Annotated in this window: 28 protein-coding genes and 1 pseudogene; 24 read left to right on the top strand and 5 right to left on the bottom strand. The window is 30.3% G+C overall.

Features of this window, described 5'->3' with window-relative positions; genetic code table 11:
* Positions 1 to 7 precede the first annotated feature (7 nt).
* Positions 8 to 1,195: a pyridoxal phosphate-dependent aminotransferase gene (locus RRF68_RS10500; RefSeq protein WP_315944315.1), complete on the top strand. Its 1,188-nt coding sequence runs from the start codon at positions 8 to 10 to the stop codon at positions 1,193 to 1,195.
* 88 nt (positions 1,196 to 1,283) lie between these two features.
* Here the strand turns inward: RRF68_RS10500 and RRF68_RS10495 are convergent, their stop codons facing one another.
* Both RRF68_RS10495 and RRF68_RS10490 read right to left on the bottom strand, forming a co-directional pair.
* Positions 1,284 to 1,499: a hypothetical protein gene (locus RRF68_RS10495; protein ID WP_275315360.1), complete on the bottom strand. Its 216-nt coding sequence runs from the start codon at positions 1,497 to 1,499 to the stop codon at positions 1,284 to 1,286.
* A 209-nt stretch (positions 1,500 to 1,708) separates the two neighbouring features.
* Positions 1,709 to 2,191, bottom strand: a complete 483-nt coding sequence (locus tag RRF68_RS10490; RefSeq protein ID WP_315944314.1) for a retropepsin-like aspartic protease — start codon at positions 2,189 to 2,191, stop codon at positions 1,709 to 1,711.
* A 115-nt stretch (positions 2,192 to 2,306) separates the two neighbouring features.
* Here RRF68_RS10490 and RRF68_RS10485 point away from each other — a divergent pair, with 115 nt between their 5' ends.
* A complete protein-coding gene (locus tag RRF68_RS10485) occupies positions 2,307 to 3,071 on the top strand; it encodes a TatD family hydrolase (RefSeq protein ID WP_315944313.1) in 765 nt (254 codons plus the stop codon).
* Entirely contained in the window at positions 3,064 to 3,564 is a 501-nt protein-coding gene (locus RRF68_RS10480; RefSeq protein WP_315944312.1) for a methylated-DNA--[protein]-cysteine S-methyltransferase, read from the top strand. Before RRF68_RS10485 ends, RRF68_RS10480 begins: the two co-directional genes overlap by 8 nt.
* A gap of 37 nt (positions 3,565 to 3,601) precedes the next feature.
* Here RRF68_RS10480 and RRF68_RS10475 read toward each other — a convergent pair whose 3' ends face one another.
* Entirely contained in the window at positions 3,602 to 4,054 is a 453-nt protein-coding gene (locus RRF68_RS10475; RefSeq protein ID WP_218772068.1) for a nucleoside deaminase, read from the bottom strand.
* A gap of 63 nt (positions 4,055 to 4,117) precedes the next feature.
* On the opposite strand from RRF68_RS10475, the gene RRF68_RS10470 reads away from it, so the two are divergent.
* From RRF68_RS10470 to RRF68_RS10380, 19 genes and pseudogenes are all read left to right on the top strand, one after another.
* Positions 4,118 to 4,882: a UDP-2,3-diacylglucosamine diphosphatase gene (locus RRF68_RS10470; protein ID WP_315944311.1), complete on the top strand. Its 765-nt coding sequence runs from the start codon at positions 4,118 to 4,120 to the stop codon at positions 4,880 to 4,882.
* 98 nt (positions 4,883 to 4,980) lie between these two features.
* Positions 4,981 to 5,970, top strand: a complete 990-nt coding sequence (locus RRF68_RS10465) for an AAA family ATPase (protein WP_275315354.1) — start codon at positions 4,981 to 4,983, stop codon at positions 5,968 to 5,970.
* A 74-nt stretch (positions 5,971 to 6,044) separates the two neighbouring features.
* The gene (locus RRF68_RS10460; RefSeq protein ID WP_275315353.1) at positions 6,045 to 6,908 is read left to right on the top strand and encodes a DUF58 domain-containing protein; all 864 of its coding nucleotides are present in this window, start codon (positions 6,045 to 6,047) and stop codon (positions 6,906 to 6,908) included.
* Between the two features lie 30 nt (positions 6,909 to 6,938).
* Entirely contained in the window at positions 6,939 to 7,856 is a 918-nt protein-coding gene (locus RRF68_RS10455; RefSeq protein ID WP_218772064.1) for a hypothetical protein, read from the top strand.
* Positions 7,843 to 8,850: a VWA domain-containing protein gene (locus tag RRF68_RS10450; protein WP_315944310.1), complete on the top strand. Its 1,008-nt coding sequence runs from the start codon at positions 7,843 to 7,845 to the stop codon at positions 8,848 to 8,850. Before RRF68_RS10455 ends, RRF68_RS10450 begins: the two co-directional genes overlap by 14 nt.
* A gap of 3 nt (positions 8,851 to 8,853) precedes the next feature.
* Positions 8,854 to 9,894 carry a VWA domain-containing protein gene (locus RRF68_RS10445; RefSeq protein WP_315944309.1) on the top strand — a complete coding sequence of 347 codons (1,041 nt, stop codon included), beginning with the start codon at positions 8,854 to 8,856 and terminating at the stop codon, positions 9,892 to 9,894.
* Positions 9,895 to 9,910: 16 nt separating this feature from the next.
* Positions 9,911 to 10,711: a tetratricopeptide repeat protein gene (locus RRF68_RS10440; RefSeq protein ID WP_315944308.1), complete on the top strand. Its 801-nt coding sequence runs from the start codon at positions 9,911 to 9,913 to the stop codon at positions 10,709 to 10,711.
* A 51-nt stretch (positions 10,712 to 10,762) separates the two neighbouring features.
* Positions 10,763 to 12,523 (top strand): BatD family protein, encoded by a 1,761-nt coding sequence (locus tag RRF68_RS10435; protein WP_315944307.1) that lies wholly within the window; start codon positions 10,763 to 10,765, stop codon positions 12,521 to 12,523.
* Positions 12,523 to 13,284 (top strand): tetratricopeptide repeat protein, encoded by a 762-nt coding sequence (locus RRF68_RS10430; protein WP_315944306.1) that lies wholly within the window; start codon positions 12,523 to 12,525, stop codon positions 13,282 to 13,284. Before RRF68_RS10435 ends, RRF68_RS10430 begins: the two co-directional genes overlap by 1 nt.
* Before the next feature lie 56 nt (positions 13,285 to 13,340).
* A complete protein-coding gene (locus RRF68_RS10425) occupies positions 13,341 to 13,637 on the top strand; it encodes a hypothetical protein (protein WP_315944305.1) in 297 nt (98 codons plus the stop codon).
* A gap of 77 nt (positions 13,638 to 13,714) precedes the next feature.
* Positions 13,715 to 15,298: a SulP family inorganic anion transporter gene (locus RRF68_RS10420; protein WP_315944304.1), complete on the top strand. Its 1,584-nt coding sequence runs from the start codon at positions 13,715 to 13,717 to the stop codon at positions 15,296 to 15,298.
* 9 nt (positions 15,299 to 15,307) lie between these two features.
* A complete protein-coding gene (locus tag RRF68_RS10415; RefSeq protein ID WP_315944303.1) occupies positions 15,308 to 16,078 on the top strand; it encodes a universal stress protein in 771 nt (256 codons plus the stop codon).
* Between the two features lie 67 nt (positions 16,079 to 16,145).
* A pseudogene (locus RRF68_RS10410) lies at positions 16,146 to 18,013 on the top strand (SulP family inorganic anion transporter).
* Positions 18,014 to 18,018: 5 nt separating this feature from the next.
* Positions 18,019 to 18,648 carry a carbonic anhydrase family protein gene (locus tag RRF68_RS10405; protein ID WP_218772058.1) on the top strand — a complete coding sequence of 210 codons (630 nt, stop codon included), beginning with the start codon at positions 18,019 to 18,021 and terminating at the stop codon, positions 18,646 to 18,648.
* A gap of 343 nt (positions 18,649 to 18,991) precedes the next feature.
* Positions 18,992 to 19,120: a hypothetical protein gene (locus tag RRF68_RS10400; protein WP_315944302.1), complete on the top strand. Its 129-nt coding sequence runs from the start codon at positions 18,992 to 18,994 to the stop codon at positions 19,118 to 19,120.
* Between the two features lie 90 nt (positions 19,121 to 19,210).
* On the top strand, positions 19,211 to 19,972 hold the full coding sequence (locus tag RRF68_RS10395) for a GLPGLI family protein (RefSeq protein ID WP_218772057.1): 762 nt from the start codon (positions 19,211 to 19,213) through the stop codon (positions 19,970 to 19,972).
* A 120-nt stretch (positions 19,973 to 20,092) separates the two neighbouring features.
* On the top strand, positions 20,093 to 20,224 hold the full coding sequence (locus RRF68_RS10390) for a hypothetical protein (protein ID WP_315944301.1): 132 nt from the start codon (positions 20,093 to 20,095) through the stop codon (positions 20,222 to 20,224).
* A gap of 2 nt (positions 20,225 to 20,226) precedes the next feature.
* Positions 20,227 to 20,859: a GLPGLI family protein gene (locus RRF68_RS10385; protein ID WP_315945375.1), complete on the top strand. Its 633-nt coding sequence runs from the start codon at positions 20,227 to 20,229 to the stop codon at positions 20,857 to 20,859.
* Positions 20,838 to 23,510, top strand: a complete 2,673-nt coding sequence (locus RRF68_RS10380; RefSeq protein ID WP_315944300.1) for a carboxypeptidase-like regulatory domain-containing protein — start codon at positions 20,838 to 20,840, stop codon at positions 23,508 to 23,510. The genes RRF68_RS10385 and RRF68_RS10380 overlap by 22 nt, the downstream gene beginning before the upstream one ends.
* A gap of 35 nt (positions 23,511 to 23,545) precedes the next feature.
* Here the strand turns inward: RRF68_RS10380 and RRF68_RS10375 are convergent, their stop codons facing one another.
* Complete coding sequence (locus tag RRF68_RS10375; protein ID WP_315944299.1) at positions 23,546 to 24,079, bottom strand: CvpA family protein; 534 nt, start codon at positions 24,077 to 24,079, stop codon at positions 23,546 to 23,548.
* 114 nt (positions 24,080 to 24,193) lie between these two features.
* Here RRF68_RS10375 and RRF68_RS10370 point away from each other — a divergent pair, with 114 nt between their 5' ends.
* Positions 24,194 to 24,550, top strand: coding sequence for a hypothetical protein (locus RRF68_RS10370; RefSeq protein WP_275315331.1), 357 nt, complete (start codon positions 24,194 to 24,196; stop codon positions 24,548 to 24,550).
* A 101-nt stretch (positions 24,551 to 24,651) separates the two neighbouring features.
* Here RRF68_RS10370 and RRF68_RS10365 read toward each other — a convergent pair whose 3' ends face one another.
* The gene (locus RRF68_RS10365; RefSeq protein WP_315944298.1) at positions 24,652 to 25,446 is read right to left on the bottom strand and encodes an SDR family oxidoreductase; all 795 of its coding nucleotides are present in this window, start codon (positions 25,444 to 25,446) and stop codon (positions 24,652 to 24,654) included.
* A 125-nt stretch (positions 25,447 to 25,571) separates the two neighbouring features.
* Between RRF68_RS10365 and RRF68_RS10360 the strand changes: the two genes are divergently transcribed.
* Positions 25,572 to 26,945, top strand: coding sequence for a TlpA disulfide reductase family protein (locus RRF68_RS10360; protein ID WP_218772051.1), 1,374 nt, complete (start codon positions 25,572 to 25,574; stop codon positions 26,943 to 26,945).
* Positions 26,946 to 26,961 lie beyond the last annotated feature (16 nt).

Raw genomic sequence — 26,961 nt, 5'->3', positions numbered from 1 at the left:
CAACACAATGTCAAACGCATTATCAAACAGAATTAACAGCTTACCGATATCACAAACCTTAGCAATGGCTGCTAAAGCAAGAGAATTAAAAGCAGCTGGTAGAGATATTATTAGTTTAAGTTTAGGAGAACCTGATTTTAACACTCCTGAATTCATTAAAGATGCTGCTATTGAAGCAATTAATCAAGATTATAATTCATACACTCCAGTTGATGGGTATGTAGAGTTAAAGGAAGCTATTTGCGTAAAGTTTAAACGTGATAATGATTTAACATATAATCCTAACCAGATTGTAGTATCAACAGGAGCAAAACAATCTATTGCAAATATTGCTCAGGTATTATTAAATCCTGGTGATGAGGTTTTATTACCTGCTCCTTATTGGGTAAGTTATTCTGCAATTGCTACTTTATGTGAAGCTAAATTTGTTGAAATCCCTTCTTCTATCGATAGTGATTTTAAAATTACTCCAGCGCAATTAGAAGCAGCGATTACGCCTAAAACAAAAATGATTTTCTTTAACTCGCCAAACAACCCAAGTGGAACTATTTACAGTGAGGCAGAATACAGAGCGTTAGCAAAAGTATTAGAAAATCATCCGCAGATATATATATTATCTGACGAAATTTACGAACATATTAATTACGGAACGAAACCATTTAGTTTTGCCGCTATCGAAAACATGTTCGATCGTACTATTACCGTAAACGGATTGGCAAAAGCCTTTGCTATGACAGGATGGAGAATTGGTTTTATTGGAGCTCCTGAGTGGATTGCTAAGGCATGCACTAAGATGCAAGGTCAAATTACATCAGGAACAAACTGTATCGCGCAACGTGCTGCAATTACAGCTGTTTTAGCAGAGCCTGTTAAAGTACAATATATGGTTGATGAATTTAAAACTCGTAGAGATATGATTTTAGGTTTATTAGGAGAAATAGACGGATTTAAGCTAAACGTACCTGAAGGCGCTTTTTATGTTTTTCCAGATATTTCTGCTTTCTTCGGAAAAACGATTAAAGGAACTGAAATTAAAAATGCAAACGATTTTTCTATGTTATTATTAGAAGAAGCAAATGTTGCAACCGTTACTGGTGAAGCTTTTGGCGCACCAAACTGTATTCGTTTATCATATGCTGCTTCTGAATTACAATTACGCGAAGCTGTAAAAAGAATTAAAGAAGTATTATCGTAACATCATTACAAACAAAGTGACGTAATTTCTTTATAGTATGCTATAAATTTTAAAAATCTCATAACATCACGTTGTGAGATTTTTACTTTTAAAATACAATTACAACTAAAGCTACTACAAACATAGCAACCTTTAAAATAGTAGCCGTTTCACTATACAAGTTAGTGCTACTACTTCTTAATTTATTTTTAATTCTAAATAAAGATTCAATCTTCATAGAATTTATATTAGCTCTTATTTCTTGTTTATAGGCTGATGTTAAGATTCCTCTTTCTACGACTAAGTTACTTGCTCTTGATTTCATGGTTGTTGATTTTAATTGACTACACTAGTTCGACGGTAGTCAGCAAAAAATGTTACAGCCATTTTTATCGCAACACTCAATTAATCAACAATAAATCTATATGAAATTCATGCTATAATTCAGTAATAATAGTTTACTCTAATTATTTTTTAACATCAAAAAGCACTATTCAAACAATTTAATTTTAACACTTTTTAACTAATTTTATTCTAAAACGGAATCTTAAATAACGCCTCTTTTTTCGATTTTTTTAACTTTTTTAAGTACAATACTTTTTTATCATAATCAATAAAAGCTTTTCCACTTTCTAAAATATCTGCACCAATAATTCCGTCTACTTTTTTAGCTTTATGTAATGTTAAGGCTGTGTTTACATGTGTTAAATCAAACAAAACTAAATTACATTGATTCGTTTTCCACTTTCCTATTTTCAACGAGTTATTTTCCGATTTTCTTGTTTCCATATCGGTTGCTCCTGCTCCTGCGGCTTTCACTTCACTTTCTTCGGACATCAACTTAAACCGTTCAATTAAATCTAGTCCAACACACGAATTTGATGCGCCAGTATCTAAAATAAACTTCCCCTTAACACCATTTATTTCTGCCTTGAGTTCTAAATGATTGGTGACTATTTTTTTAAGTTTTATTTTAATGTATTTCTTTTTCTTTAATATTTTTTTCAGACTTGCCATTTCTTGTACTTTTGTAACGTATATACAAACATACGTCATTACGAACAAAGTGAAATAATCTGAATATTCAGATTGCTTTGGTTCATTTCAATTGCAATGACAAATAACATTAAAAATGATCACCGATACTCACACTCACCTATACTCAGAACAATTCGACGAAGACAGAAACGAAATGATACAGCGCGCTAAAGAAGCCGGTGTTTCTCGCTTTTTTATTCCTGCCATAGATAGTTCTTATACAGAGCGAATGCTCGATTTAGAAAAAAACTACCCGAAAGACGTGTTTTTAATGATGGGCTTACACCCTACTTCTGTTAAAGAAAATTATAAAGAAGAACTGGCACATGTAAGAGAATGGATTGATAAACGTAATTTTTATGCAATTGGTGAAATCGGAATTGATTTATATTGGGATAAAACATTTTTACCCCAACAGCAAGAAGTTTTCAGGACTCAAATTCAATGGGCGAAAGAAAAAAAATTACCCATCGTAATTCATTGCCGTGATGCCTTTGATGAAATTTTTGAAGTGTTAGAAAGTGAAAAAGGAACTGATTTATTCGGAATTTTTCATTGTTTCACAGGAAATATAGAACAAGCCAAAAAAGCTATTTCTTACAACATGAAATTAGGAATTGGAGGTGTAGCAACATTTAAAAACGGTAAAATAGATAAATTCTTAAACGAAATTGACATTAAACATATCGTTCTAGAAACCGATTCACCGTATTTAGCGCCAACTCCCTACCGAGGAAAACGCAACGAAACTTCATACATTACAAATGTAGTTGACAAGTTGGTTGATATTTACGGATTAACTTTCAATGAAATTGCTGAAATAACCACTCAGAATTCAAAAGATATTTTTGGTGTCTGATTTACAAACCACATATTATAAAACACCTATAGGAACCGCAAAAATTGTGGGAAATGAAAACGGAATTCAAAGTGTTTCTGTTTTAGATAATGAATTCTCGACTCAGCTCGAAGTAACAAGCACTAAAGACATTTCAACTTGTTTGCAAAATTGCGTAACACAATTAGAAGAGTATTTTACAGGAACAAGAACTGAATTTAATCTAAAATTGAATCCGCAAGGCACAGCGTTTCAACAAAAGGTTTGGAATGAATTATTAAATATTCCTTTTAATAAAAGTAGTACTTACTTAAAGCAAACCAAACAAATTGGTGACCCGAAAGCGATTAGAGCCGTAGCATCTGCCAACGGCAAAAATCCTATTTGGATAATCATTCCCTGTCACCGAGTAATTGGCTCAGATGGTTCTTTAACAGGATATGCTGGCGGAATATGGCGTAAAAAATGGTTATTAGAACATGAAAGCGGTTGCAAACAACAAACCTTGTTTTAAATTACCATCGTCATTACGAACGTAGTGAAGTAATCTGTTAATTCAAATTACGTTTTTCAACAAAAAACTTCTTTAACAACAAACCACACGCTTCTTCTAGAACACCTGTTACGACTTTCGTTTTCGGATGTAGTTTTGTTTGCAATACACTAAAACCTAATTTTGGCTCACTGGCTCCGTATACTATTTTCCCTATTTGTGTCCAATAACTTGCCCCTGCACACATCTGGCAAGGTTCTAACGTAACATACAGCACACAATCTTTTAAATATTTTCCACCTAAAAAATCAGAAGCTGCAGTAAAAGCTTGCATTTCGGCGTGCGCAGTTACATCATTTAACATTTCTGTTAAGTTATGAGCCCTTGCTATTATTTGATCTTTAAAAACCACCACTGCACCTACAGGAACTTCTCCTTTATCAAAAGCTGTTTCAGCTTCTTGCAACGCTTTTTTCATAAAATAAGTATCGTCAAACGGATTTATTTCCATGGTATTGGTAGTGTTTTCTACAAAAGTAGCTCAAATTAGTTATTTTTACCAAAAATTACAATTTTGATTTCTATCAACACCACCAAAAATAAAAAAGTTTATTTCGCTTCTGATCAACATTTAGGCGCACCAACTGCCGAAGCTAGCTTTCCTAGAGAGCAAAAGTTTGTTCGCTGGTTAAATGAAGTTAAAGAAGATGCTGAAGCTATTTTTTTATTAGGTGATTTATTTGATTTTTGGTTTGAATATAAAACCGTGGTTCCAAAAGGGTTTGTACGTGTTTTAGGAAAATTAGCCGAAATTAAAGATAGCGGAATTCCGATTTATTTCTTCGTGGGAAATCACGATTTATGGATGGCGGATTATTTTGAAAAGGAATTAAACATCCCTGTCTTTCATAATCCACAAGAATTTTCTATAAACGGAAAAACTCTATTAGTTGGTCATGGTGACGGCTTAGGCCCAGAAGACAAAGGTTATAAACGCATGAAAAAAGTGTTTACCTTTAAACCTTTTAAATGGTTGTTTCGCTGGTTACATCCAGATCTAGGAGTTCGCTTAGGACAATACATGTCTGTTAAAAATAAAATGATTTCTGGTGATGAAGATTTTAAATTTTTAGGAGAAGATAAAGAATGGTTAGTTCAATATTGCAAGCGCAAATTAGAAACAAAGCATTATGATTATTTTATTTTTGGTCACCGACATCTTCCTTTAGAAATAAAACTACAAGAAAATAGTAGATACATAAACACGGGGGATTGGGTACAATATTTTACCTATGGTGTTTTTAACAATAATACTATTCGCTTAACTACTTATAATTAAAATTTTGTTAACTCAATACCTTTAACCAACTTTTAACATCTAAAAAAGACGTATTATTGTAGCTTTGTTTCACAAAATTATAATATACTTTAATTACTATGGATGTAGATGTAAGAGCTATTAATGAAAAGATAGAAAGAGAAAGCGCATTTGTTGACTTATTAACAAATGAAATGAGTAAAGTTATTGTTGGTCAGAAATATATGATTGAACGATTACTTATAGGACTTCTTGGTAACGGACACATTTTACTAGAAGGTGTGCCTGGTTTAGCAAAAACTCTTGCCATTAACACACTATCTAAAGCAGTACAAGGTAGTTTTAGTCGTGTTCAGTTTACGCCTGATTTATTACCTGCAGATATTGTTGGAACGATGATCTATAACATGAAAGAAAATGATTTCATGATTAAAAAAGGTCCAATCTTTGCCAATTTTGTTTTAGCTGATGAGATTAACCGTGCGCCTGCTAAAGTTCAATCTGCTTTATTAGAAGCAATGCAAGAGCGTCAGATTACCATTGGTGATGAAACTTTTAAGCTACAAGAACCTTTTTTAGTAATGGCAACTCAAAATCCTGTTGAACAAGAAGGAACATACCCGCTTCCTGAAGCTCAGGTTGACCGTTTTATGTTAAAAACAGTGATTGATTATCCGAAATTAGAAGATGAACAAACAATTATGCGCGCCAATCTAAGCGGAACTTTTGAAAAAGTTAATCCGGTTATCTCTGTAGATCAGATTATAAAAGCTCGTGAAGTTGTTAACGAAGTATATATGGATGAGAAAATAGAAAAATATATTCTAGACATCGTATTTGCCACTCGTTATCCTGAACGCTATAATTTAGAAAAATTAAAACCTTTAATTAGTTTCGGAGCTTCGCCTCGTGGAAGTATCAATTTAGCAAAAGCAGCAAAATGTTACGCTTTTATTAAACGAAGAGGTTATGTAATACCTGAAGATGTTCGCGCAATTGTAAACGATGTTTTACGTCACAGAATTGGAATTACCTACGAAGCTGAAGCCGAAAATATTACTTCTTTAGATATTATAAACTCAATAATTAACGAAGTACAAGTGCCATAATCAATTATCAAGAAACAACAATCAGTATTAAAAACTACTGAATATAAAACTTGTTAATTGACAATTGAAAAGAAATGGATACAAAAGAATTACTAAAAAAAGTTCGGAAAATAGAAATTAAGACACGTCGTTTGTCTAATCATATTTTTGGAGGAGAATACCATTCAACCTTTAAAGGACGTGGTATGACTTTTTCTGAAGTACGCCAATATCAATACGGAGACGATATTAGAGCGATTGATTGGAATGTAACTGCGCGCTATAACGAACCTTACATAAAAGTTTTTGAAGAAGAGCGTGAACTTACCATGATGTTGGTGGTGGATATTTCTGGCTCTGAATCTTTTGGTACTTCTAATCAATTTAAAAAAGATACCGTTACCGAGATTGCTGCAACACTAGCTTTTTCAGCCACACAAAATAATGATAAAGTCGGATTGATCTTATTTTCTGATCAGGTAGAACTTTATATTCCTCCTAAAAAAGGGAAAAGTCATGTATTGCGTATTATTCGAGAATTAATCGAATTTAAACCTAAAAGCAAACAAACAGATATTAGTGAAGCTTTAAAATTTTTATCAAATGTTATGAAAAAGAAAGCCATTGTTTTTATGCTTTCTGATTTTATGGATGACGGTTATGAGCGCACACTAAAACTCGTTGGTAATAAACATGATGTTACTGGTATTAGAGTGTATGACAAACATGATGAGGAAATTCCGAATTTAGGAATGGTTCCAATGCTTGATGCCGAAACTGGAACTACACATTTAGTAAACACAAGTTCGTCATCTGTAAGAAATCAATACAAAGCAAATGCTTTAAGATTGACTGACTATTTCGAAACTACTTTTAAGAAAAGTGGTTCAGGAACTATAAATACACGCGTAGATGAAAGCTATGTAACAAAATTATTAGGCTATTTTAAACGAAAATAAAAACTACCTATTTTAATCGACAAGATAAAAATGAAGACTAAATTACTCTACATATTCTTACTTATTTATGGTGTTGGATTTTCACAATCTAACAAAATAAAAGTTGAAATTGACACTACCAATATTAGAATTGGAGAGCAATTTCAATACAAAATTTCGGTAGATGAAACTGAAAACGTTATCCTTCCTAAATTGAATAATTTAAAAGGATTAGAGGTAATTGATACTTTAAAAATAGATACTGTTAAAAATAAACTGATTCAAAAATATATTTTAACAGGTTTTGATAGTGGTGCTTTTTACATTCCGCAACAACAAGTTTTCATTAAAAACCAACCTTATTTAACAGATAGTTTATTAATTAATGTAGCAACGGTTGCTATTGACACCACTAAAATTAAAAAATTTCCTATTAAGGCAATCAAAGGAGAACCATATCAATTTGATGATTTTAAAAATTATTTCTGGTGGACATTAGCTATCCTTATTGTAATAGGATTGTTACTTTATTTCTTTGTTATCAAAAAGAAAAAAGAAGCCAAAGAAGAAATTATTGTTCCGTTATTACCGCCTTATGAAGAGGCGATTGAAAAACTGCAAGAGTTAGATAAAAAACTATTGTGGCAAAACAATAAAATTAAAAAATACTACAGTGAACTAACCGAAATTGTAAGAGGTTATATAGAAAGGGAATTAAACATACCTGCACTAGAAATTACTACGGATGAATTGGTAGCTATTTTAGACGATTTAAACGAAATAAAATCGATTGAAACAGATAAAGAAACGATATATAAGTTACGAAAATTATTACAAGAATCTGATTTAGTAAAGTTTGCTAAATCTAAACCGATGGCACATCAAATTGAAGGAGATCGTAAAGATGCCAAGAGTGTATTAGATAATTTGAAACCTAAAAAAGAAGTAAAAGAAGATGAAGTGGAATAATTTTGAATTTCATAATCCCGAATTTTTATGGTTGCTGATATTAATTCCGTTATTAGCTTTCTGGAATTACTATTCTAGAAAAAAAGATAGTGCACAATTAACAATATCTAGCGTTAAAGGTTTTAAAGTACAAGGTTCTATTTTATCTAAATTAAAGCCTTTATTGTACTTATTACGACTCGCTGCTTTAACATGTTTGGTTATTGCTTTAGCAAGACCAAGAAACGTAGCGGTAAGTAAAAAAACGAAAACAAATAAAGGTATTGATATTGTTATGGCAATTGATGTATCGGCAAGTATGTTGGCTAAAGATTTAAAGCCAAATCGACTAGAAGCGCTAAAAAAAGTGGCGGTTGATTTTGTAAATCGTCGACCAAATGACCGAATCGGTATTGTAGTTTATGCTGGGGAGAGTTTTACTCAAACACCAATTACAAGCGACAAATCTATCATTAAAAGAACCATTTCTGAAATTAAATGGGGACAGTTAGAAGGTGGAACAGCTATTGGTATGGGATTAGGATCTGCAGTAAACAGATTAAAGGAAAGCAAAGCGAAAAGTAAAGTTATTATTCTTTTAACAGATGGTGTAAACAACGCAGGTTTTGTAGATCCGAAAACAGCAACAGATTTAGCAAAAGGAAACGATATTAAGGTATATACTATCGGAATTGGAACTAATGGAATGGCAGATTTTCCTTGGGCAAAAGATCCTCGAACAGGTAAAATTTCTTTTAGAAAACAACAAGTTGAAATAGATGAAGATTTATTAAAGCATATTGCAAAAGAAACAGATGGTAAATATTTTAGAGCTACCGACAATTCTAAATTAAAAGCCATTTATGATGAAATTGACAAGCTTGAAAAAACAAAAATAGAAGAATTTAAATACTATAATTATACTGAAAAATACAGATTACTAGTATTTTTAGCCGGTATCTTTTTATTACTAGAATTCACATTAAAAAACACTTTATTTAAAAGCTTTATATAAACAATGTATCGTATAGAAGAACCAATATATTTTTATCTGTTTGCAATTATTCCAATAATAGTTGTTATTTTCTTGTTGGTTTTATGGTGGAAAAAACGCACTCAGAAAAAATTTGCAAGCGCAAAGTTATTAGCACAAATTGCTCCGAATTCATCTACATTTAAATCGGTTGTAAAATTGATTTTCTTATTAATCGGACTCTCTTTTTTAATTATCTCCTTGGTAAACCCTAAAATGGGAACCAAGTTAAAAACAGTAAAAAGAGAAGGTGTTGATGTTGTTTTTGCCCTAGATGTTTCTAAAAGTATGTTGGCTGAAGATATTGCTCCAAATAGATTAGAAAAATCAAAACAAATTATTTCTAAAATTATTGATAAGTTAGGAAGCGACAGAGTCGGAATTATAATTTATGCAGGTAATGCGTATCCGTTATTACCAATTACAACCGATCATGCTGCGGCTAAAATGTTTTTGCAAAATGCGAATCCAGATATGGTTTCGAGCCAAGGAACCGCCATAAACGAAGCTTTAAACTTAGCAAAAACCTATTATAATAATGACGAGCAAACCAATCGTTTTTTAATTATTATTTCTGATGGTGAAGATCATCAAGAGGAAACAAAACAAGTTGCTCAGAATATTGCTAACGAAGGCGTAAAAGTATACACCATTGGTGTTGGTACAGAAAAAGGAGGGCCTATTCCTATAAAATTAAACGGCGCACTTATTGGTTATAAAAAAGATAGAAAAGGAGAAACCGTAATTACCAAAAGAACAACAACTGTTTTACAAGATATTGCGGAAGCATCCGAAGGAAAATATATTGACGGTAATAGAACTGATAATCCTGTTGATATTATTGAAAACATTATTGCAAACGCTCAGAAAAGTGAGTTTGAAACAAAACAATTTTCTGATTACAAAGATCAATTTCAGTGGTTTTTAGGAATCGGATTGCTATTTTTAATTATTGATTTGTTCTTTTTCGAAAAGAAAACCAAATGGGTTAAAAAAGCAGATTTATTTAACGAAGAAGGTTCATAGAACTTATTTATAAGAAATGAAACAACTACAAAACATACTATTATTATTTTTAATGTTGATTACTATAAATGTATCAGCACAGCTAGACACCTTAAAACTGCAGCGTGAAGCAAGAAGTTTATTGCGTGAAGGTAATAAGCTATATAACAAACAAAAATTTAGTGATGCCGCTATTTCTTACCGAAAAGCACTAGGAAAAAACAGCACCTACGATAAGGCGAGTTACAATTTCGGAAATACGTTGTATCAAGAAAAAAAATATAAAGAAGCTGTTGCGCAGTTTGAAGTAACCGCAAAAACATCGAAAGATAAGTTCGATAAAGCAGAAGCATATCACAATATTGGAAATGCACAAATGGAGCAAAAACAATATCAGCAAGCCGTAGATGCTTATAAAAATGCCTTAAGAAGAAATCCGAATGATGATGAAACCCGTTATAACTTGGCTGTAGCTCAAAAAGATTTAAAAAAGCAACAAGAGCAAGACAAAAAAGATAAGGACAAGGATAAAAAAGACGACAAAGACAAAAAGGATCAGAAGGACGATAAGGACAAAAAGAAAGATCAGAATAAAGATAAAAAAGGCGACGACAAAGATAAGAAGGACGATAAAAAAGATCCGGAAAATAAAGACAAACAAGATCAAAAAAAGCCTGAAAAGAAAGATCAAAAACCGCAGCCAAAACAAGCACAAATGTCTCCTGAGCAAATGAAGCAATTGTTAGAGAGTTTGAATAACGAGGAAAAGAAGACGCAAAAGAAAATGAATGTTAAAAAATCGAAAGGAAAAAAGGTAAAACAAGAAAAAGATTGGTAATCTTATCTTTTTTTACACTTAACTCTTTTTAATGTTTTTTTGAAAATGAATATGAAGTTGAAAATATATACATCATTATTACTCCTTTTTATAACCCTAACTATTAATGCGCAAGAACCTGCATTAAAAGCAACTGTTAGTAAAAACAAACTAGGTGTTAACCAACGTTTACGGGTTGAGTTTTCGACCAATAAACAAGGAGCGGATAATTTTAAAGCGCCTAACTTTAAAAACTTCAAAATAGTTGGCGGCCCAAGTCAATCTGTTAGTCAATCCTGGATAAACGGAAAGGTTACCTTCTCTAAATCTTACACTTATATTATTCAGCCCAAACGAAAAGGTGAATTTAATATTCCACCAGCAACTATAGAAATTGGTGGGGAAATTATAAAATCGAATACCGTAAAAGTTATTGTTTTAGGCGCTGTTGATATTCCTAAAAACCCTAACGACCCGAATTATATAGCACAACAAAACATCCATTTAGTTGCAGAACTTTCTAAGTCGCAACCTTATGTTGGTGAAAGTGTTTATGTTGAATATCGACTTTATTTTAGTGATAACGTTGGTATTTATGACAATGCAATTACTGAGGCTCCGCAATATAACGGCTTTTGGAATCAAGAAATAAAAAGAAACGGAACCCCTGTAAAAACAGGAATGTATAATGGTGAACGTTATAGATATGCGGTACTTCATAAAGCTTTATTAGTACCAACCAAAAACGGAAGATTAACAATAGATCCTATGAAAATGGATATTATTGTTGCCGTGCCTACAGGGCGTGCAGATTTTTTTGGGAATGTAATTACAAAACAAGTTAGAAGAGAATTTTCTTCTGCTAAAAAAGTAGTTCGCGCAAAAGCCTTACCTCTTAACAATAAACCTGAGAATTTTACAGGCGCAGTTGGTGATTTTTCTTTTGATGTTTCACTTAACAAAGGCTCTTTAAAAGCAAACGAATCTTCGTTAATAAAAGTAGAAGTTAACGGAAAAGGAAACTTAAAACTATTTGAGCTTCCTAAAATAGAGACACCTGAAGAGCTTGAAATTTATCAACCAGAAAGAAAAGAAAAGATTAGCGTTACTTCTAGCGGAATAAATGGATCTGTTAGCGACACATACACTGTTGTACCTGAATTTAAAGGGAAATACAAGATTCCGAAAACGAGCTTTTCTTATTTTGACCCGAAGGAAAAAACGTATAAAACCATAGTTACAGATGATTTATATGTTGATGTATTAGAGGGTAAACCATTGCCAAAAAACCAGTCTGATATTGTTATAAAACAAGATGTAAAAATTACTGGAGATGATTTTAAGTACTTACAAACTACTACAAGTTTTGAACCTGTAAAAACAACTATCTTTTTTAATTCTATCTTATTTTATATTTTATTATTCCTACCAATAATTTCGATTCCTGTTGCTATTTTTATCAATAAGAAAAAAGAAGAACGAGATGGTGATATTGTTGGGAATAAAAAACGAAAAGCAGATAGATTGGCTAAAAAGTATTTATCAGAAGCACAAAAAGAATTAGGAAATAAAGAAGCATTTTATGAAGCTTTAGAAAGAGCATTGCACAATTATTTAAAGGCTAAACTAGGCATAGAAACCTTGGATATTAGCAGTGAAAAAATTACCTTTTTACTACAAGATAAAAAAGTAGATAATACCACTATAAATAGTTTTATAGAGGTTTTAAACGATTGTGATTTTGCTAGGTATACACCAATTACAAACCTACAAATGGAGCAAGAGTATGAAAAGGCAAAAGAAATAATAACACAATTAGACAAACAATTATAATGAGACAGGCTATTGTATTAATATTGTTTTTTATATCAACCGTTGTATTAGCGCAAAACGCTAATGAATTGTTTGTAACTGCAAATACGCTATATAAAGACGGAAAATACCAGGAAGCTATTAAATTATATGAAAAAATAGAAGCTTCTAAAAAGGTGTCGTCTGAATTGTATTATAATTTGGGAAATGCTTATTATAAATTAAATAAAGTCGCACCTTCTATTTACAATTACGAAAAAGCAATTCTTTTAAACCCTTTAAATGAAGACGCTAAAAATAATTTAGTTATAGCAAAAAAGTTAACTTTAGATAGAATTGAAGAATTACCTAAATCTGTTTTTCAAAGGATAAATGAAAATTTCTTACAAAAAATCACTTATAATACTTGGGCTATAATCGTTCTTTTACTTTCTTTTTCAGCGGCAATTTTATACTTATTTTTTTACTTTTCGGATACTCCTAATAAAAAAAGGTTCTTTTTTACAACTAGTATTTTATCTTTTATACTATTAATTGCTGCTTTCGCAATTACATATTCACAATATAATCAATCTAAAAACACCATAAAAGCGATTGTTTTTTCTGAAGAAGTTGATGTAAAGAATGCGCCAACTAAAGATGCTGATGAGATTTTCATGTTGCATGAAGGCACCAAGGTTAAAGTATTAGATACGGTTGACAAATGGAATAAAATTAAACTAGTCGATGGAAAAATAGGTTGGGTTATTAGCAAGGAAATAAAACTGTTAAATAAACTATAATTTATTAAAAGATATAAAAACCTTTCTTATTTTTGTAAACGGTTAAAAAAAATCAATTGAAAGTAAAAATTGCACTCTTCTTCTCAATCTTGTTTATAAGCATGATTATTACACCTACAATTATCACGTTAGTTGATGAAAGTCAAGATATTTCAATTTTTTTAAATTTAACTGAAGAAGAAGAAGAAAAGCACTCTAAAGAGACTTACAAAGAGCTAAAGGTATATCATAATACTGATTTGAATATTTTTTTTAGAAAAATTCAAAAGAAAAAGAACGTGGTTTTTTTCTCTAAAAATTATGTGTCCGAATACCTAAAAATTACTACTCCTCCACCAGAATTTGTTCTGTAATTTATAAAAAAAATCTTCATTAATTATAAAAACAATACTCTAAGTAAATAACACTTAGAGATAAATTATATACATATATGTTTAAATATATTAAAAACGATTTACCAGCAAGTGTAGTCGTATTTTTCGTAGCATTACCTTTATGTTTAGGTATTGCATTGGCAAGTGGCGCACCTCTTTTTTCTGGTTTAATTGCAGGTATTATTGGTGGTACTATCGTCGGGGGATTAAGTGGCTCTAAAATAGGTGTAAGTGGTCCCGCAGCTGGTTTAGCTGCAATTGTATTAACAGCAATAGGAACTCTAGGTGGTTATGAAAATTTTTTAGTTGCTGTAGTTTTAGGGGGAATAATTCAAATCGTTTTTGGCCTTTTAAAAGCAGGAATTATTGGTTATTACTTTCCTTCTTCCGTAATTAAAGGAATGTTAACAGGAATTGGAATTATTATTATTTTAAAGCAAATTCCACATTTCTTTGGATATGATGCAGAAGCAGAAGGAGCAGACAGTTTTATAGAAGCTTCAGGGGAAAATACATTTTCTGCCATTTTAAATATTACAGATAATATTACTTTAGGATCTACTATTATTGGTTTTATAGGTTTGGGAATTTTATTACTTTGGAGTAATATTCTTTCTAAAAAAGGAAAATTTTTTAACATCATTCAAGGACCATTAGTAGCAGTTGTTGCTGGTATTGTGTATTTTTATATAACTGGAGAAAATTCTAAATATGGTATCAATTCGGAGCATTTAGTAAGCGTTCCTGTACCTGATAGTTTCGATTCATTTTTAGGACAGTTTAGTTTTCCTAATTTTAGTGCTATTACAAATCCACAAGTTTGGGTAACGGCATTTACAATTGCTTTGGTTGCTAGTTTAGAAACACTTTTATGTGTAGAAGCTACAGATAAGTTAGATCCTCATAAAAATGTAACCCCAACAAATAGAGAGTTATTAGCACAAGGAACAGGAAATGTTATTTCTGGTTTAATTGGTGGTTTACCAATTACACAAGTTATTGTAAGAAGTTCTGCAAATATTCAGTCTGGTGGAAGAACGAAATTATCTGCAATAATTCATGGGTTTTTATTATTGATTTCTGTAATACTCATACCGACTTTGTTAAATAAAATTCCTTTATCTGTATTGGCAGCAATCTTACTAATTGTTGGTTATAAATTGGCAAAACCATCCGTATTTAAAGAAATGGTTAAATTAGGCTGGAAACAATGGATTCCGTTTTTTGTAACAGTTATTGGTATTGTTTTCGCAGATTTATTAATAGGTATTGCATTAGGTTTAGCTGTTGGTATTGTAGTAATTTTAATTAAAAGTTTCCAAAACTCTCACTTTTTACATATTGAAGATAAAAGTAATGGTAAACATAGTATTAAAATGACACTTGCAGAAGAAGTAACATTCTTTAATAAAGGTGCTATTTTAAAAGAATTAGATAGTTTACCAAGAGAAACTCATTTAGAATTAGATGTTAGAAAAACCAGATATTTAGATAACGATATTATTGAGATATTAGAAGATTTTGCATTTAAAGCAAAAGAGCGAAATATTGATATTCGTTTAGTATCTGAAAGAGGTATTGTAGAAAACCCTCCTAGTTACATAGAGTTTTTTAACCTAAGACCTAAAAAGGTTGCTTAAAATACCTGAATGGAAAATCAATATAAAATTTTAGTTTTATCAGATATAGGTAAATCTTCTGAAACCATGCTAAAAACTAGTATGAATATAGCAAAAATGGTAGAAGGTGAAATAGATATTCTTTGTGTAAAAAAGCCTACTGATCTTGTTGAAAAAGAAAGTCAACTTTCTGCAATGAGAACTATTAATGAAAGTTTTATTAAAGCTGATAATAAAATCAAAACAATTAAAAAAGAGCTTTCTAAAAATACTCAAGTTAATATTAAGCACAAAATATCTTTTGGGAACTTAAAAGATGAAATTAGCAATCATCTTACAGAAACTAGACCTGATATTGTTATTTTAGGAAAAAGAAAATCTAATCTATTATCTTTTTTAGGAGATAACATGGTTAATTTTCTTTTAAAAAAACACAAAGGAACCGTAATTGTTACTGATAACAAAAACATATTAGAAACAAGTTCTGAACTTTCTTTAGGTTTGCTTAATGACATAAATCAAAGTGTAGATAGGTTTACTAAAAAGCTAATATCACAGACTAAAAAGCCTTTAAAACCTTTTCAGACATCAAATAAGAAATCAGTTTTAAACAAAATGATGACTGGTAATAAAATGGCTGAATTTATTTTTGATAAAAAGAGCTCTGAGCTTAAAAATATTGGTGATTCTGTAAGCAAAAACAACATTGATCTATTGTTAGTAAATAGAAATCAAGAAGATATTAATTTTGGCCGTATTGTAAATAACACAGGTTGTTCATTCTTATTTACAAAAGAATAAATCTGTTGATAGAATGTAAAATAGATTCATTATATTGTCTAGTGCATTAATAATCAATAAAAAACGAATGAAAAAATTATTCTCAAATTTTAAAGGAGATTTATTTGGTGGTATCACGGCCGGAATTGTAGCACTTCCATTAGCATTAGCTTTTGGTGTTAGCTCTGGCTTAGGCCCAAGTGCAGGTTTATATGGTGCTATATTTATTTCGTTTTTTGCTGCTCTTTTTGGTGGTACAGACACACAAATATCAGGACCTACCGCACCAATGACAGCAGTAAGTATGGTAGTTATTGCTGGTATTATAGCTGCGAATGAAGGTGATGTTTCAAAAGCATTACCTGCAATTTTAACCATATTCTTATTGGCTGGTTTATTTCAGGTTGCCTTAGGGGTTTTAGGTTTAGGTAAATATATACGTTATATTCCGTACCCTGTGGTGTCAGGGTTTATGACTGCCATTGGTGTGATTATATTAGTTACACAAATTTTACCTGCTGTAGGTTATTATGCAAAAGAAGACAGTCAATTTGTTGAACAATTTAAACCTCTTGCCGAAGAATTAATTTTAGAAAACATTTTAAAAGATGAAGCTGGGGAAAAAATATTAGTGTTAGAAAACTTCGAAGAAACAGTTTCTAGAGCAAAAAAAATAACACAAGCAGACATTTTAAAAGAGAGCGAAACATTAGCGGGTAAAGAATCTTCTGGTGTTTTAGGTACTTTTAAAGTATTACCAAGAGCTTTAAAAAATATTAGTTGGCTTGAATTAATATTAGCATTAGGAACTATATTTATTATCTACGGATTTAAACGTATTACTACCGCAGTGCCTAGCACATTAGTTGCTTTAGTAGTTATGACAAGTATTGCCATTGGTTTCTCTTTGCCTTATCGTGCAATTCAAGAAATTCCAGGAGGGTTCCCTATGCCGAATATGAAAATTTTTACCAACTTTAGTTTTTCTAGTATTACTCCTTATATTTTTACAGCATTAACATTATCTTTATTAGGAGCAATCGATTCATTATTAACATCAGTAGTTGCTGATAATATGACAAAAACAAAGCACAAACCAGATAAAGAATTAATAGGACAAGGAATTGGTAATAGTATTGCTGCTATTTTTGGTGGAATACCAGGTGCAGGAGCAACAATTCGTACTGTGGTAAACATTAACTCTGGTGGTAAAACCAAATTATCTGGTATGGTGGCTGGACTTATGTTATTAGTTATTTTATTAGGACTAGGACCTATTGCTTCTAAAATCCCTGCTGCAGTATTAGCTGGTATTTTAATTACAGTAGGTATTGGTGTTATGGATTATAAAGGCTTAAAAGCAATACCTAACTTACCTCGTGATGCTAAAATCGGACCTTTTAAAATAAGTTCTGAGGTTATTATTATGTTAGTTGTAATGCTCTTATCTACTTTTTGGAATTTAGTATACGCCGTAGGTATTGGTTTAGTAATTGCTTCTTTAATGTTTATGAAAAAAATTGGGGATTTAACAGCCGAACGATCAGATTTAAAATCATTAGATGAAGAAGCTTGGCCGGATGAAATAGATTTTCCGAAAGAATTAAAACAAGAAATCTTTATAAAACACATAAAAGGACCTTTATTTTTTGGATCTACTAGCGATTTCCAAGCACTTGCAAAACAAATACCCGATACAGCTTCTACAGTAATTATGCGTTTAGGTAGAATGCAATATATGGATCAATCTGGTTTATATGCCATGGAAGATATGTTGCAGGATTTAAAGAAAAAAATATTGACGTCTTGTTTGTTAACTTACTAAAACAACCAAGATATATGATGGAACGAATAGGTATCATTCCAAATTTTATTCCCAAAGAACACATCTTTAAAAATTTTAACACTTGTGTTAAATGGATAAAAGAAAACGTAAAAGACGAATTTAAAAATTAAAAAAAATGAGAAATACAGCAATAACTAAAAATGTGCAAAGTGCTTTAACACCTAAAGGCGTTTTACAAAACCTTTTAGAAGGTAATGAACGTTATGTTGCAAATAACTTAACCGCAAGTAATGTACCTGAATTAGTAAAGCAAACTATAGATGGGCAATTTCCAAAAGCAGTAATTTTATCTTGTATAGATTCACGTGTACCGGTAGAAATGGTTTTCGACCAAACAATTGGTGATGTTTTCGTAGCTCGTGTAGCTGGAAATTTCGAAAATGTTGACATTTTAGGATCGATGGAATATTCTTGTGCAGTTGCAGGAAGTAAATTGGTATTTGTTTTAGGTCACGAAAGTTGTGGGGCTGTAAAAGCAGCTTGTGATGGTGTAGAACTTGGTAATATTACTGCAATGTTAGATAATATTGTACCAGCTGCAAAAATGGCTTCTGAACAAGTTGATGGCGAAGCAAACTCAACAAACAGTGCGTTTGTTGCTAAAACGGTTGAAAACAATGTAAAATTAACTATGGAGCGTATTCGCGAAAAAAGTAAAATTTTACAAGAAATGGAAGATAACGGAGAAATTACCATCGTTGGTGGTGTATACTCTTTACATACAGGTAAAGTTACCATGTTGTAATACTACCTACTTTATAAAATTAAAAAATCCGAAGCTAATAACTTCGGATTTTTTTATATCTACAATTAGAATTATAGATATTATAAAACACAAATGTTAAAGAAAAGTTAACAAAAATAGGGTTACCCCTATTTAACTACCCAATACCCCTAACAAACAAATAGGGATATTGGGTATTGTATACTGTATGCTGGGACTGTATGTTTGTATAAGTAATAATTATATTTATTAAAACAAATTTACTAGCAACAACTAGTTACCTAGTAAACCAATACTTAAGCGTAATTAATTTATTGTCCGGTCTTAAACTAATCATTCAAGATCTTAAGGAGATATAAATAGTGTGAAAAAAGTAATTTTTATTTTAGCTTTTATGCTAATGATAACCTATGCAAATAACAAAGCGAACTGTAAAGCTGCAGCTGATGCGGCAGAAGAAAACGCACGTTTAAAAGCTGCCGTTTTAGAATAGGCAGTACATAAACAAGCTCACTTTGTGAGCTTGTTTATCAAAATATGAAAAAGAATTATTACTATAAGATTAACAAATTGAACATCGTAAATGAAAAAAATAATTATACTAATATCATTATACTTTATAACCTCAACTATTTTTGGACAGAATTCTATAGAAGCGACCTACCAAGTAATTAGCAATACTAGTTACAAAGCAGTAGCTATTTTAAAAATAGATAATGATAAGTCTCATTATACTGTTTTGAAAAACAAAAATGGGTTAAAAAAAATTAAAGAAAGAGTTATAGATGGTCAATTAAATCTTTTAATTCCTGATTCTGATAGAAGACCTCAAGTTTTTACAGACATTAGCACTAAAATACTTATTAGTTCAGTACCAATGTTTAGAAAAAACAACATTCTAAAGGAACAATTACCAAAAATTAATTGGAAAATAGTTGATGAATTTAAAAAGATAGGTGACTATAACTGCCAAAAAGCAATAGGATACTTTAGAGGCAGAACCTATACTACATATTTTACAACTAAAATACCTGTACCATTTGGCCCATGGAAACTACAAGGTTTACCAGGTTTAATTATAGAAGCTACAGATGAAAAAGCACAATTTTCATTTAATGTTACTTCTATTCGTTTTAAAGAACATGAACTTACTATTAATATACCTAGTAAAGAAAAAGCAATACCATTTAGAAAATTTTTTGAAGTTATTGTACCAAATAAATTTAAAGCTCTAGATTCAAAATTTAATTCAAGAAATGGTGATAGAAATACAACTGTAACTTCAAAAATTCATAGAGATACAGATAAAGAAATGATATACGAATGGGAAGAAAAACAAAATTAAGGGCGATAACCAAATAATTTCACATCGAGTAAAAAAAGGTACAAAAATTGCAGCAATTCAATTAACAAAATTGAATAATGAACTTATATCTAATTGAAAAAGTAAAATTTCTTTAAAAAAATGAAAAACATAACTCTAAATCTATTTTTATTTTTAATAACAGCAACTGTTATGGGGCAAAACTCATTAGAGGTACAATATGATGTTATTACAAATATTAGTCACTTGTATAAAAAACCACTGGAGTTTTAAAAATAGATAATAATAAATCGCATTATATTGTATTAAAAACAAGTAATGGATTTAAAAAAGAGACTAAAAAAAGGGTAAATGGAAATCTTAATATTACCCTACCCGACTCTGATAATAGACCGCAAGTTTTTACTGATATTAATAAGAACCTATTATTATCTGGTTATACCAAAACAAAGTCGTCTCTTAAAGAACAATTGCCTAAAATTAATTGGAAAATAACAAATGAGTTTAAAAAGATAGGTGAATATAAATGCCAAAAAGCAACTGGGTATTTTAGAGGTAGAACCTATACTACTTGGTTTACAAATAAAATACCGGTACCATTTGGCCCGTGGAAATTACAAGGATTACCAGGTTTAATAATTGAAGTAAAAGATGATAAAAAAGAAGTGTATTTTAGGGTTACTAAAGTGAGTTTTAAAGATACTATAACTATTAACAACTTCCCTAATGAAGAAAAAGCAATACCTTTAAGAAAGTATATTGAGGTTATTGTTCCTAATAGAGATAAAGAAAGAACCGCAAAAATAAATGCAAAAAATAGCGATAGAGGCACTACTGTAATAAAATCGTCTACAGATAGAAATTCTGCTAAAGAGATTATATACGAATGGGAAGAAAAACAAAAATAAATACTTTATTTTTTTTCTTAATATGTACTTATAGTTTTTCACAAACTATAATTTCAGGTACTTTAAAAGATAGCAAGAATAACGTAATAGCAGGAAATGTAATTTTAAAAGATAGTTTACTTAAAGAATATATTTCATATACTTATTCAAACAACAAAGGTTATTATCAACTTAAAACAAATAAAACAGGAAGTTTTAATTTAGTTTTTTCATCCTTAGGATTTAAGCCTAAAACAACCCCAATAGTAGTTAATAAAAACCAAGCTAAAATTACTATTAATGCAGTTTTACAAGAGGATGCTATCAGTTTAGATGAAGTAATTATAAAAGCAGAAAAAGCTGTTTTTATACAAAAAGATACCATTCGTTTCAGAACAAAAGCATTTACCAATGGTACCGAGCAAACGGTAGAAGATTTACTTAAAAAAATACCTGGTTTAAATATTGATAGTGAAGGAAGAATAAAAGTAGGAAATCAAGAAATAGAAAAACTAATGGTTGATGGTGATGATTTTTTTGAAAAAGGCTATCAAATACTATCTAAAAACATGCCTGCACATCCTATTGAAGAAGTAGAGGTATTAAAAAGATATTCTAATAACCATCTTTTAAAAGGCATAGAAAATAGTGATAAAGTTGCTTTAAATTTAAAATTAAACGAAAAAGCAAAACGTATTTGGTTTGGTAACATCAGTTTAGGCTATGGTTTGTTTTCTGAAAATCGTTACGAAACAAAGGCCAACCTAATGAACTTCGGAAAAAAGAATAAATACTTTTTTCTAACAAGCCTTAACAATACAGGTATCGATGTTACGGGTAACATAAACCATTTAATAAACCCCACTAGTTATAACGAACCAGGTAGTATTGGTGATAATCAATCTACCAGAAACTTATTAAACTTATCTATTTTTAATTCATTTTTCGATAAAGAAAGAACCAATTTTAACAATACCGAATTGGCTTCTTTAAACGCCATTTTTAATCCCTCAAAAAAACTAAAAATAAAAGCCTTAAGCTTTTTAAATTGGGATGAAAATAGTGATACCGAAACAAGTATTGATAATATAAATACTGCCAACACCAATTTTACAAACACTGAAAACACTAAATTAAATAATGAAAGCAACATTGCTTTTGGTAAAGTTGATGTAATTTATAACATCAATAAAAATAAAATGCTAGCAACTACTACCAAATATAAGTTTGGTGATTTTAACGATACTTCTAATTTAACTTTTAACGGTAATAGTACTATCGAAAATTTAAAACATCAAAATAATATTTTTGATCAAAAAATAATATTTACAAATAAGCTCAATCAAAAAAACGTTTATGTAACAACAGCACGTTTTATTACTGAAAAATCACCTCAAAATTATCAAACAAATCAATTTTTATTTCAAGATTTATTTCCAAGTTCTACTAATGCAAATAACATACAACAATTAAGCGATAGCGAAATGACATTTGCTGGTTTTAATACACATTTACTAACCAGAAAAGAAAACGGTGATTTATTAGAGCTGCAATTAGGTAATGAATATAGAGCCGATAAATTAAACACACAACTTACTTTATTAGAAAATAATACAATTGTAAATACTCCAGCTGCTTATAAAAACACAACTGAGTACAAGGTTAATGATGCGTATTTAAAAAGTAAATATCATTTAAAAATTAAAAATTTGAGTGTTATTGGTAAATTAAACTTTCACAACCTTACTAACAGTTTAAATGACAATACTCTTAGTAAAAGTGAAAACTACTTTTATATAAATCCAAGTATTGGTATTAATTGGAAAATAAATGATAGCAATAAAATAACCTCTTCAATTTCTTACAATACTACAAATGCAAAAATAGTAGATGTTTATAACAATTTTGCATTAACAAGTTTCCGATCTTTTTCTAAAGGTACCGGTAATTTTAATCAATTAAATTCATCAACTGCAAATTTAAACTACTCGCTAGGTAATTATAGTGATCGCTTTTTTGCTTATTTTAGTTTAATGTATACCAAAAATTACGATTTCTTTTCGAGCAATAGTTTAATACAACAAAACTATAATCAAGCTGAAAAAATTGTAGTAAAAGATAGAGAATATGTAAGCTTAAACTCTAAAATAGATTATTATTTTAAATCGATTTCTTCTAACCTTAAATTAGATGTTGGCTATACTAAAAGCGAGTTTAAAAATAGTGTAAACAATACTGGCTTAAGAAAAGTAACTTCGAACAATTATAATTATGGTGTAAACTTACGCTCTGGCTTTAGAGGTTTTTTTAATTATCACTTTGGTACAAAGTGGAACACTTCTAAAATACAACAATCTGGTTTTAAGAATTCATTTACAAATAATAAAAGCTTCTTAGATTTATCTTTTATTTTTAGCAAGAAATTTAATGCTGATATACAATCTGAACGCTATTATTTCGGAAACTTAGAAAAAGATGCTACTTATAATTTTATAGATGTTAGCCTTACTTACAACCTTATAGAGAATAAATTAACACTTTACCTAACGGGTAAAAACTTATTAAATACTAAAACATTTAAGAGTTTTTCTATTAGTGATATCGGAACATCAACAACAGAATACAGGCTTTTACCAAGGTTTGCATTGCTAAAATTAAAATATAGATTTTAAACAAAAAATCCGAAGTTAATAACTTCGGATTTTTTTTATATCTCAACTTCTAAAGTTTCTTCAATCTCAGGAATTGTTAATTCTCCATCATCTTTAATTATTGATGGAAAAATTGTTGGTGCTATCTTTTTAACAGGAGCATATAAAATAGATTCCTCTAAATTTTCTTTGTTTACAAACGGAATCGTATCATTCATTTTTCCGAAGAAAATAAAAACAACACTTAAAATCAAACCTATTTTTAAAGCGCCAAAAACACCGCCTAAAATTTTATTAATTATTCCTAAAGAAGCAAAATCGGCTATTTTAGTTAATATTTTACCCAATAGAGAAATTGTAATTATAATAACAATAAATGTTGCAGCAAAAGCAGCTAATGAAATATATTTCTCGTCCCAAGAAACGCTATCTTTTAACCAATCGGCAATAAAATACGAAAAATGTATTGCGCCATAAACTCCAGCTACTAAAGCAACCAAAGAAGCAACCTCAACAAATAACCCCTTCATTAATCCTCTTATAAAACCGAAAAGAAGTAAAGCTGCAATAATAATATCAAACGTATTCATAAATATAAAATAATAGCATTTTAATGAAAATATACACACTAAATAATTATGTGTGCACATTCTGCACCAAATATACACAACTCATTTGTATCTTTGCTAACTCAAAAAAAACAGATGGAGAAAGAAGTTAACTTAAAGGAAAAATGGGATTTTCTGGTAAAAAATTTATCAGATCAATTTGCCGACGGTGATGAGTTAAATGTAGATGCGGTTATTTATTTAATTGGTGTACAAGAATTAGGACAAGGGCAACGTAAATTTAAAAAGGACGAAAAAGTAAATCTAATGCATATTGCTATTTGCAAGCTTTTAGAGCCTTACGGATATTACGAATTCGATTTTTTTGATGAAGATGGTTGGCCTCATTATAAAACTTTAACTGAATTACCAAGTTTAAAACCCGGTGAACAATCCGTTTTAATAAAAGAAGCAATTATTAATTATTTTGAATTGATTGACTTTTTTAAGTAGTTTTTATAAACTCGTCATTACGAGGAAGAATAACGAAGTAATCTTTATCTCAATTAAAAAGATTGCTTCATTTTCTTAGCAATAAATTATATACCTTTTATTTAAGTAACACTTAGTTTACGAATCATTTTTGATAAAATTTTAGGAAAAAAACGTTTTACATATACGGCTAACCTTTCTTTGGCTCCGCCGATATATACTTCTTCTCGTTTATTTTTAATAGCTTTTAGCATTAGTTTAGCAAAACGGTCAGGATCAATTCCGTTTGCCGTTGCGCTGTCCATTTTATTTTGCGGAGTTCCATCTCCTGTAAGTGCATTTTTAGAAACATTGGTCGTTACAAAGCCAGGGCAAACCAACGTTACCGAAATAGTATCGTTGTGATGTTCGGCTCGTAAACTATCAAAAAAACCATGTAATGCATGTTTTGTTGCCGCATAAGATGATCGTAACGGAGTACCAATTTTACCAACAATACTTGTAGTTACCACAAAATGACCAGATTTATTTTTAATAAAATAAGGTAATAATGCTTTTGTTAACGCCACGGTTCCTAAATAATTAACATCCATTAAGCGTTTATCTACAGAAATATCAGTGTTTACAACCAATGAACGTTGACTTAAACCTCCGTTATTTACTAGAACATCAATCGCTCCAAAGCACAATAATGCCTCTTTAACTTTAGAATTCATATTTTCATATTTCTCTAAATCAAGCGTAACTATTTTTACTTTCGATATGTTTTTACACTTATTTTTAACCTCTTCCAACGCATTTTTATTTCTTGATGATAAAATTAAATTCACATCGTAGTTAGATAATTCTATTGCTAGAGATTTACCAATGCCCGATGAAGCTCCGGTAATCCAAAACACTTTGTTTTTCAGCTGCATATTTCTATTTTATAAATAAACTTTTTTAAAAATAAGCAAGAAAAAATAAAATTGGTACACTTCTTGGAAAGAAGTTAGCAAATGATTAGTTTTAAATCCTATTTACAAACCTTTAAATTATAATGATGAAAAAATTACTGGCGCTATTAATACTTGCCACTTCTATAGCTAACGCTCAATATACAGTTAAAGGAACCTTAACTCCACCTGAGAAAACCGACTGGGTTATTCTTTATAAAATAGAAGGAGCTAAGCAAAAATTCGTAGCAAATACGACTATAGAATTTGATACTATTGCAGTTGGTGGAGAAAATCAAGTGTTAGGTAGGTTTCAATTCGAGTTAAAAGACGATGCTAAACCTGGTGCATATAGAGCTACTTACAGAAATAAAGGTGCTGGTTTTGTAGATTTTTATTTTAATAAAGAAAATGTAGAATTTATATTTAACCCTAAATACCCAGATCAATCTGTTGTATTTACTGCTTCTAGAGAGAACAAATTATTAAACGAATACTCAATAGCTTACGCAGAAATTCAAAATAAAGTTGACCTAAACCAAGCAACTTTTATAACTGAAGAAAATAAAGATGCCAAAAAAGCTTACAAAAAAGCATTAGATGAGCTTGAGGATTTACAAGACATGTATGAGAATAAATCGGAAGGTATGCTAGTAAATCACTTTATTAAAGCCTCTCAAAGATACAATGAGTCTAATCCGTTTGATAATATGGAAGAGTATTTAGCTGCTACAAATGAGAACTTTTTTAAATATATTGATTTTAAAAGTGATGCTCTTTACAATTCTTCTTTTTTAGTTGATCGTATTTCTGATTTTGTTTTTTACCTAAATTCATCTGAAGATAGCCAAATGCAAAGAAAGTTATTAAGACGATCTATTCTTAAAGTTATGGATGAAGTTCCTAATGGTAAATTAAGAAAAGCTGTTACCGAATTTTTAATTACTTCTTTAACAGATAAACGTAATGGTGAAGCTGTAGATTGGTTATTTGAAAAATACTATGATGTTTTACCAGCCGATCAGTTTGATGCGGAATTTAAAAAAGAAAAAGTACAGTTATTAAGTGCAACTGTTGGTAGAATTGCTCCTGATTTTTCTTGGAAAGAAGGTGATAAAGAAATGAAATTATCTACTTTAAATGATGGTGAAAAATACTTATTAGTATTTTGGAGTACTGGTTGCCCTCATTGTGTTGATGAAGTTCCTGAACTACATGATTATATGAATGCAAACCATGAAAATGTTTCAGTAATTACATTCGGAATTGAAAATGACGAAGCAGATTGGACAGCGTTTATTAAGAAATTACCACATTCTCATAACGCAATAGGAACGCATCCTGATTATAAGTTTGATAATGAAACAGTGCAAAAATATAATTTATTAGGTACGCCTTCTTATTTTATATTAGATGCCAACAAAAAAATAATTGCAATGCCTAACTTGTTAGATGATGTGAAAAATTATTTAAATAAATAATAATAATACTTAAAAT

It is taken from the genome of Tenacibaculum sp. HL-MS23 (assembly GCF_032463465.1).
Lineage (GTDB): Bacteria > Bacteroidota > Bacteroidia > Flavobacteriales > Flavobacteriaceae > Polaribacter > Polaribacter bernardetii.
The sequence above is the reverse complement of the archived record's forward strand: the minus strand, read 5'-3'. Positions and strand labels throughout refer to the sequence as shown.

Excerpts from the sequence above, each read along its gene's own strand:
- RRF68_RS10500 (WP_315944315.1), top strand. The coding sequence starts at position 8 with ATGTCAAACGCATTATCAAACAGAATTAACAGCTTACCGATATCACAA.
- RRF68_RS10495 (WP_275315360.1), bottom strand. The coding sequence starts at position 1,499 with ATGAAATCAAGAGCAAGTAACTTAGTCGTAGAAAGAGGAATCTTAACA.
- RRF68_RS10490 (WP_315944314.1), bottom strand. The coding sequence starts at position 2,191 with ATGGCAAGTCTGAAAAAAATATTAAAGAAAAAGAAATACATTAAAATA.
- RRF68_RS10485 (WP_315944313.1), top strand. The coding sequence starts at position 2,307 with ATGATCACCGATACTCACACTCACCTATACTCAGAACAATTCGACGAA.
- RRF68_RS10475 (WP_218772068.1), bottom strand. The coding sequence starts at position 4,054 with ATGGAAATAAATCCGTTTGACGATACTTATTTTATGAAAAAAGCGTTG.
- RRF68_RS10465 (WP_275315354.1), top strand. The coding sequence starts at position 4,981 with ATGGATGTAGATGTAAGAGCTATTAATGAAAAGATAGAAAGAGAAAGC.
- RRF68_RS10460 (WP_275315353.1), top strand. The coding sequence starts at position 6,045 with ATGGATACAAAAGAATTACTAAAAAAAGTTCGGAAAATAGAAATTAAG.
- RRF68_RS10455 (WP_218772064.1), top strand. The coding sequence starts at position 6,939 with ATGAAGACTAAATTACTCTACATATTCTTACTTATTTATGGTGTTGGA.
- RRF68_RS10450 (WP_315944310.1), top strand. The coding sequence starts at position 7,843 with ATGAAGTGGAATAATTTTGAATTTCATAATCCCGAATTTTTATGGTTG.
- RRF68_RS10445 (WP_315944309.1), top strand. The coding sequence starts at position 8,854 with ATGTATCGTATAGAAGAACCAATATATTTTTATCTGTTTGCAATTATT.
- RRF68_RS10440 (WP_315944308.1), top strand. The coding sequence starts at position 9,911 with ATGAAACAACTACAAAACATACTATTATTATTTTTAATGTTGATTACT.
- RRF68_RS10435 (WP_315944307.1), top strand. The coding sequence starts at position 10,763 with ATGAAGTTGAAAATATATACATCATTATTACTCCTTTTTATAACCCTA.
- RRF68_RS10430 (WP_315944306.1), top strand. The coding sequence starts at position 12,523 with ATGAGACAGGCTATTGTATTAATATTGTTTTTTATATCAACCGTTGTA.
- RRF68_RS10420 (WP_315944304.1), top strand. The coding sequence starts at position 13,715 with ATGTTTAAATATATTAAAAACGATTTACCAGCAAGTGTAGTCGTATTT.
- RRF68_RS10415 (WP_315944303.1), top strand. The coding sequence starts at position 15,308 with ATGGAAAATCAATATAAAATTTTAGTTTTATCAGATATAGGTAAATCT.
- RRF68_RS10405 (WP_218772058.1), top strand. The coding sequence starts at position 18,019 with ATGAGAAATACAGCAATAACTAAAAATGTGCAAAGTGCTTTAACACCT.
- RRF68_RS10395 (WP_218772057.1), top strand. The coding sequence starts at position 19,211 with ATGAAAAAAATAATTATACTAATATCATTATACTTTATAACCTCAACT.
- RRF68_RS10390 (WP_315944301.1), top strand. The coding sequence starts at position 20,093 with ATGAAAAACATAACTCTAAATCTATTTTTATTTTTAATAACAGCAACT.
- RRF68_RS10380 (WP_315944300.1), top strand. The coding sequence starts at position 20,838 with ATGGGAAGAAAAACAAAAATAAATACTTTATTTTTTTTCTTAATATGT.
- RRF68_RS10375 (WP_315944299.1), bottom strand. The coding sequence starts at position 24,079 with ATGAATACGTTTGATATTATTATTGCAGCTTTACTTCTTTTCGGTTTT.
- RRF68_RS10370 (WP_275315331.1), top strand. The coding sequence starts at position 24,194 with ATGGAGAAAGAAGTTAACTTAAAGGAAAAATGGGATTTTCTGGTAAAA.
- RRF68_RS10365 (WP_315944298.1), bottom strand. The coding sequence starts at position 25,446 with ATGCAGCTGAAAAACAAAGTGTTTTGGATTACCGGAGCTTCATCGGGC.
- RRF68_RS10360 (WP_218772051.1), top strand. The coding sequence starts at position 25,572 with ATGAAAAAATTACTGGCGCTATTAATACTTGCCACTTCTATAGCTAAC.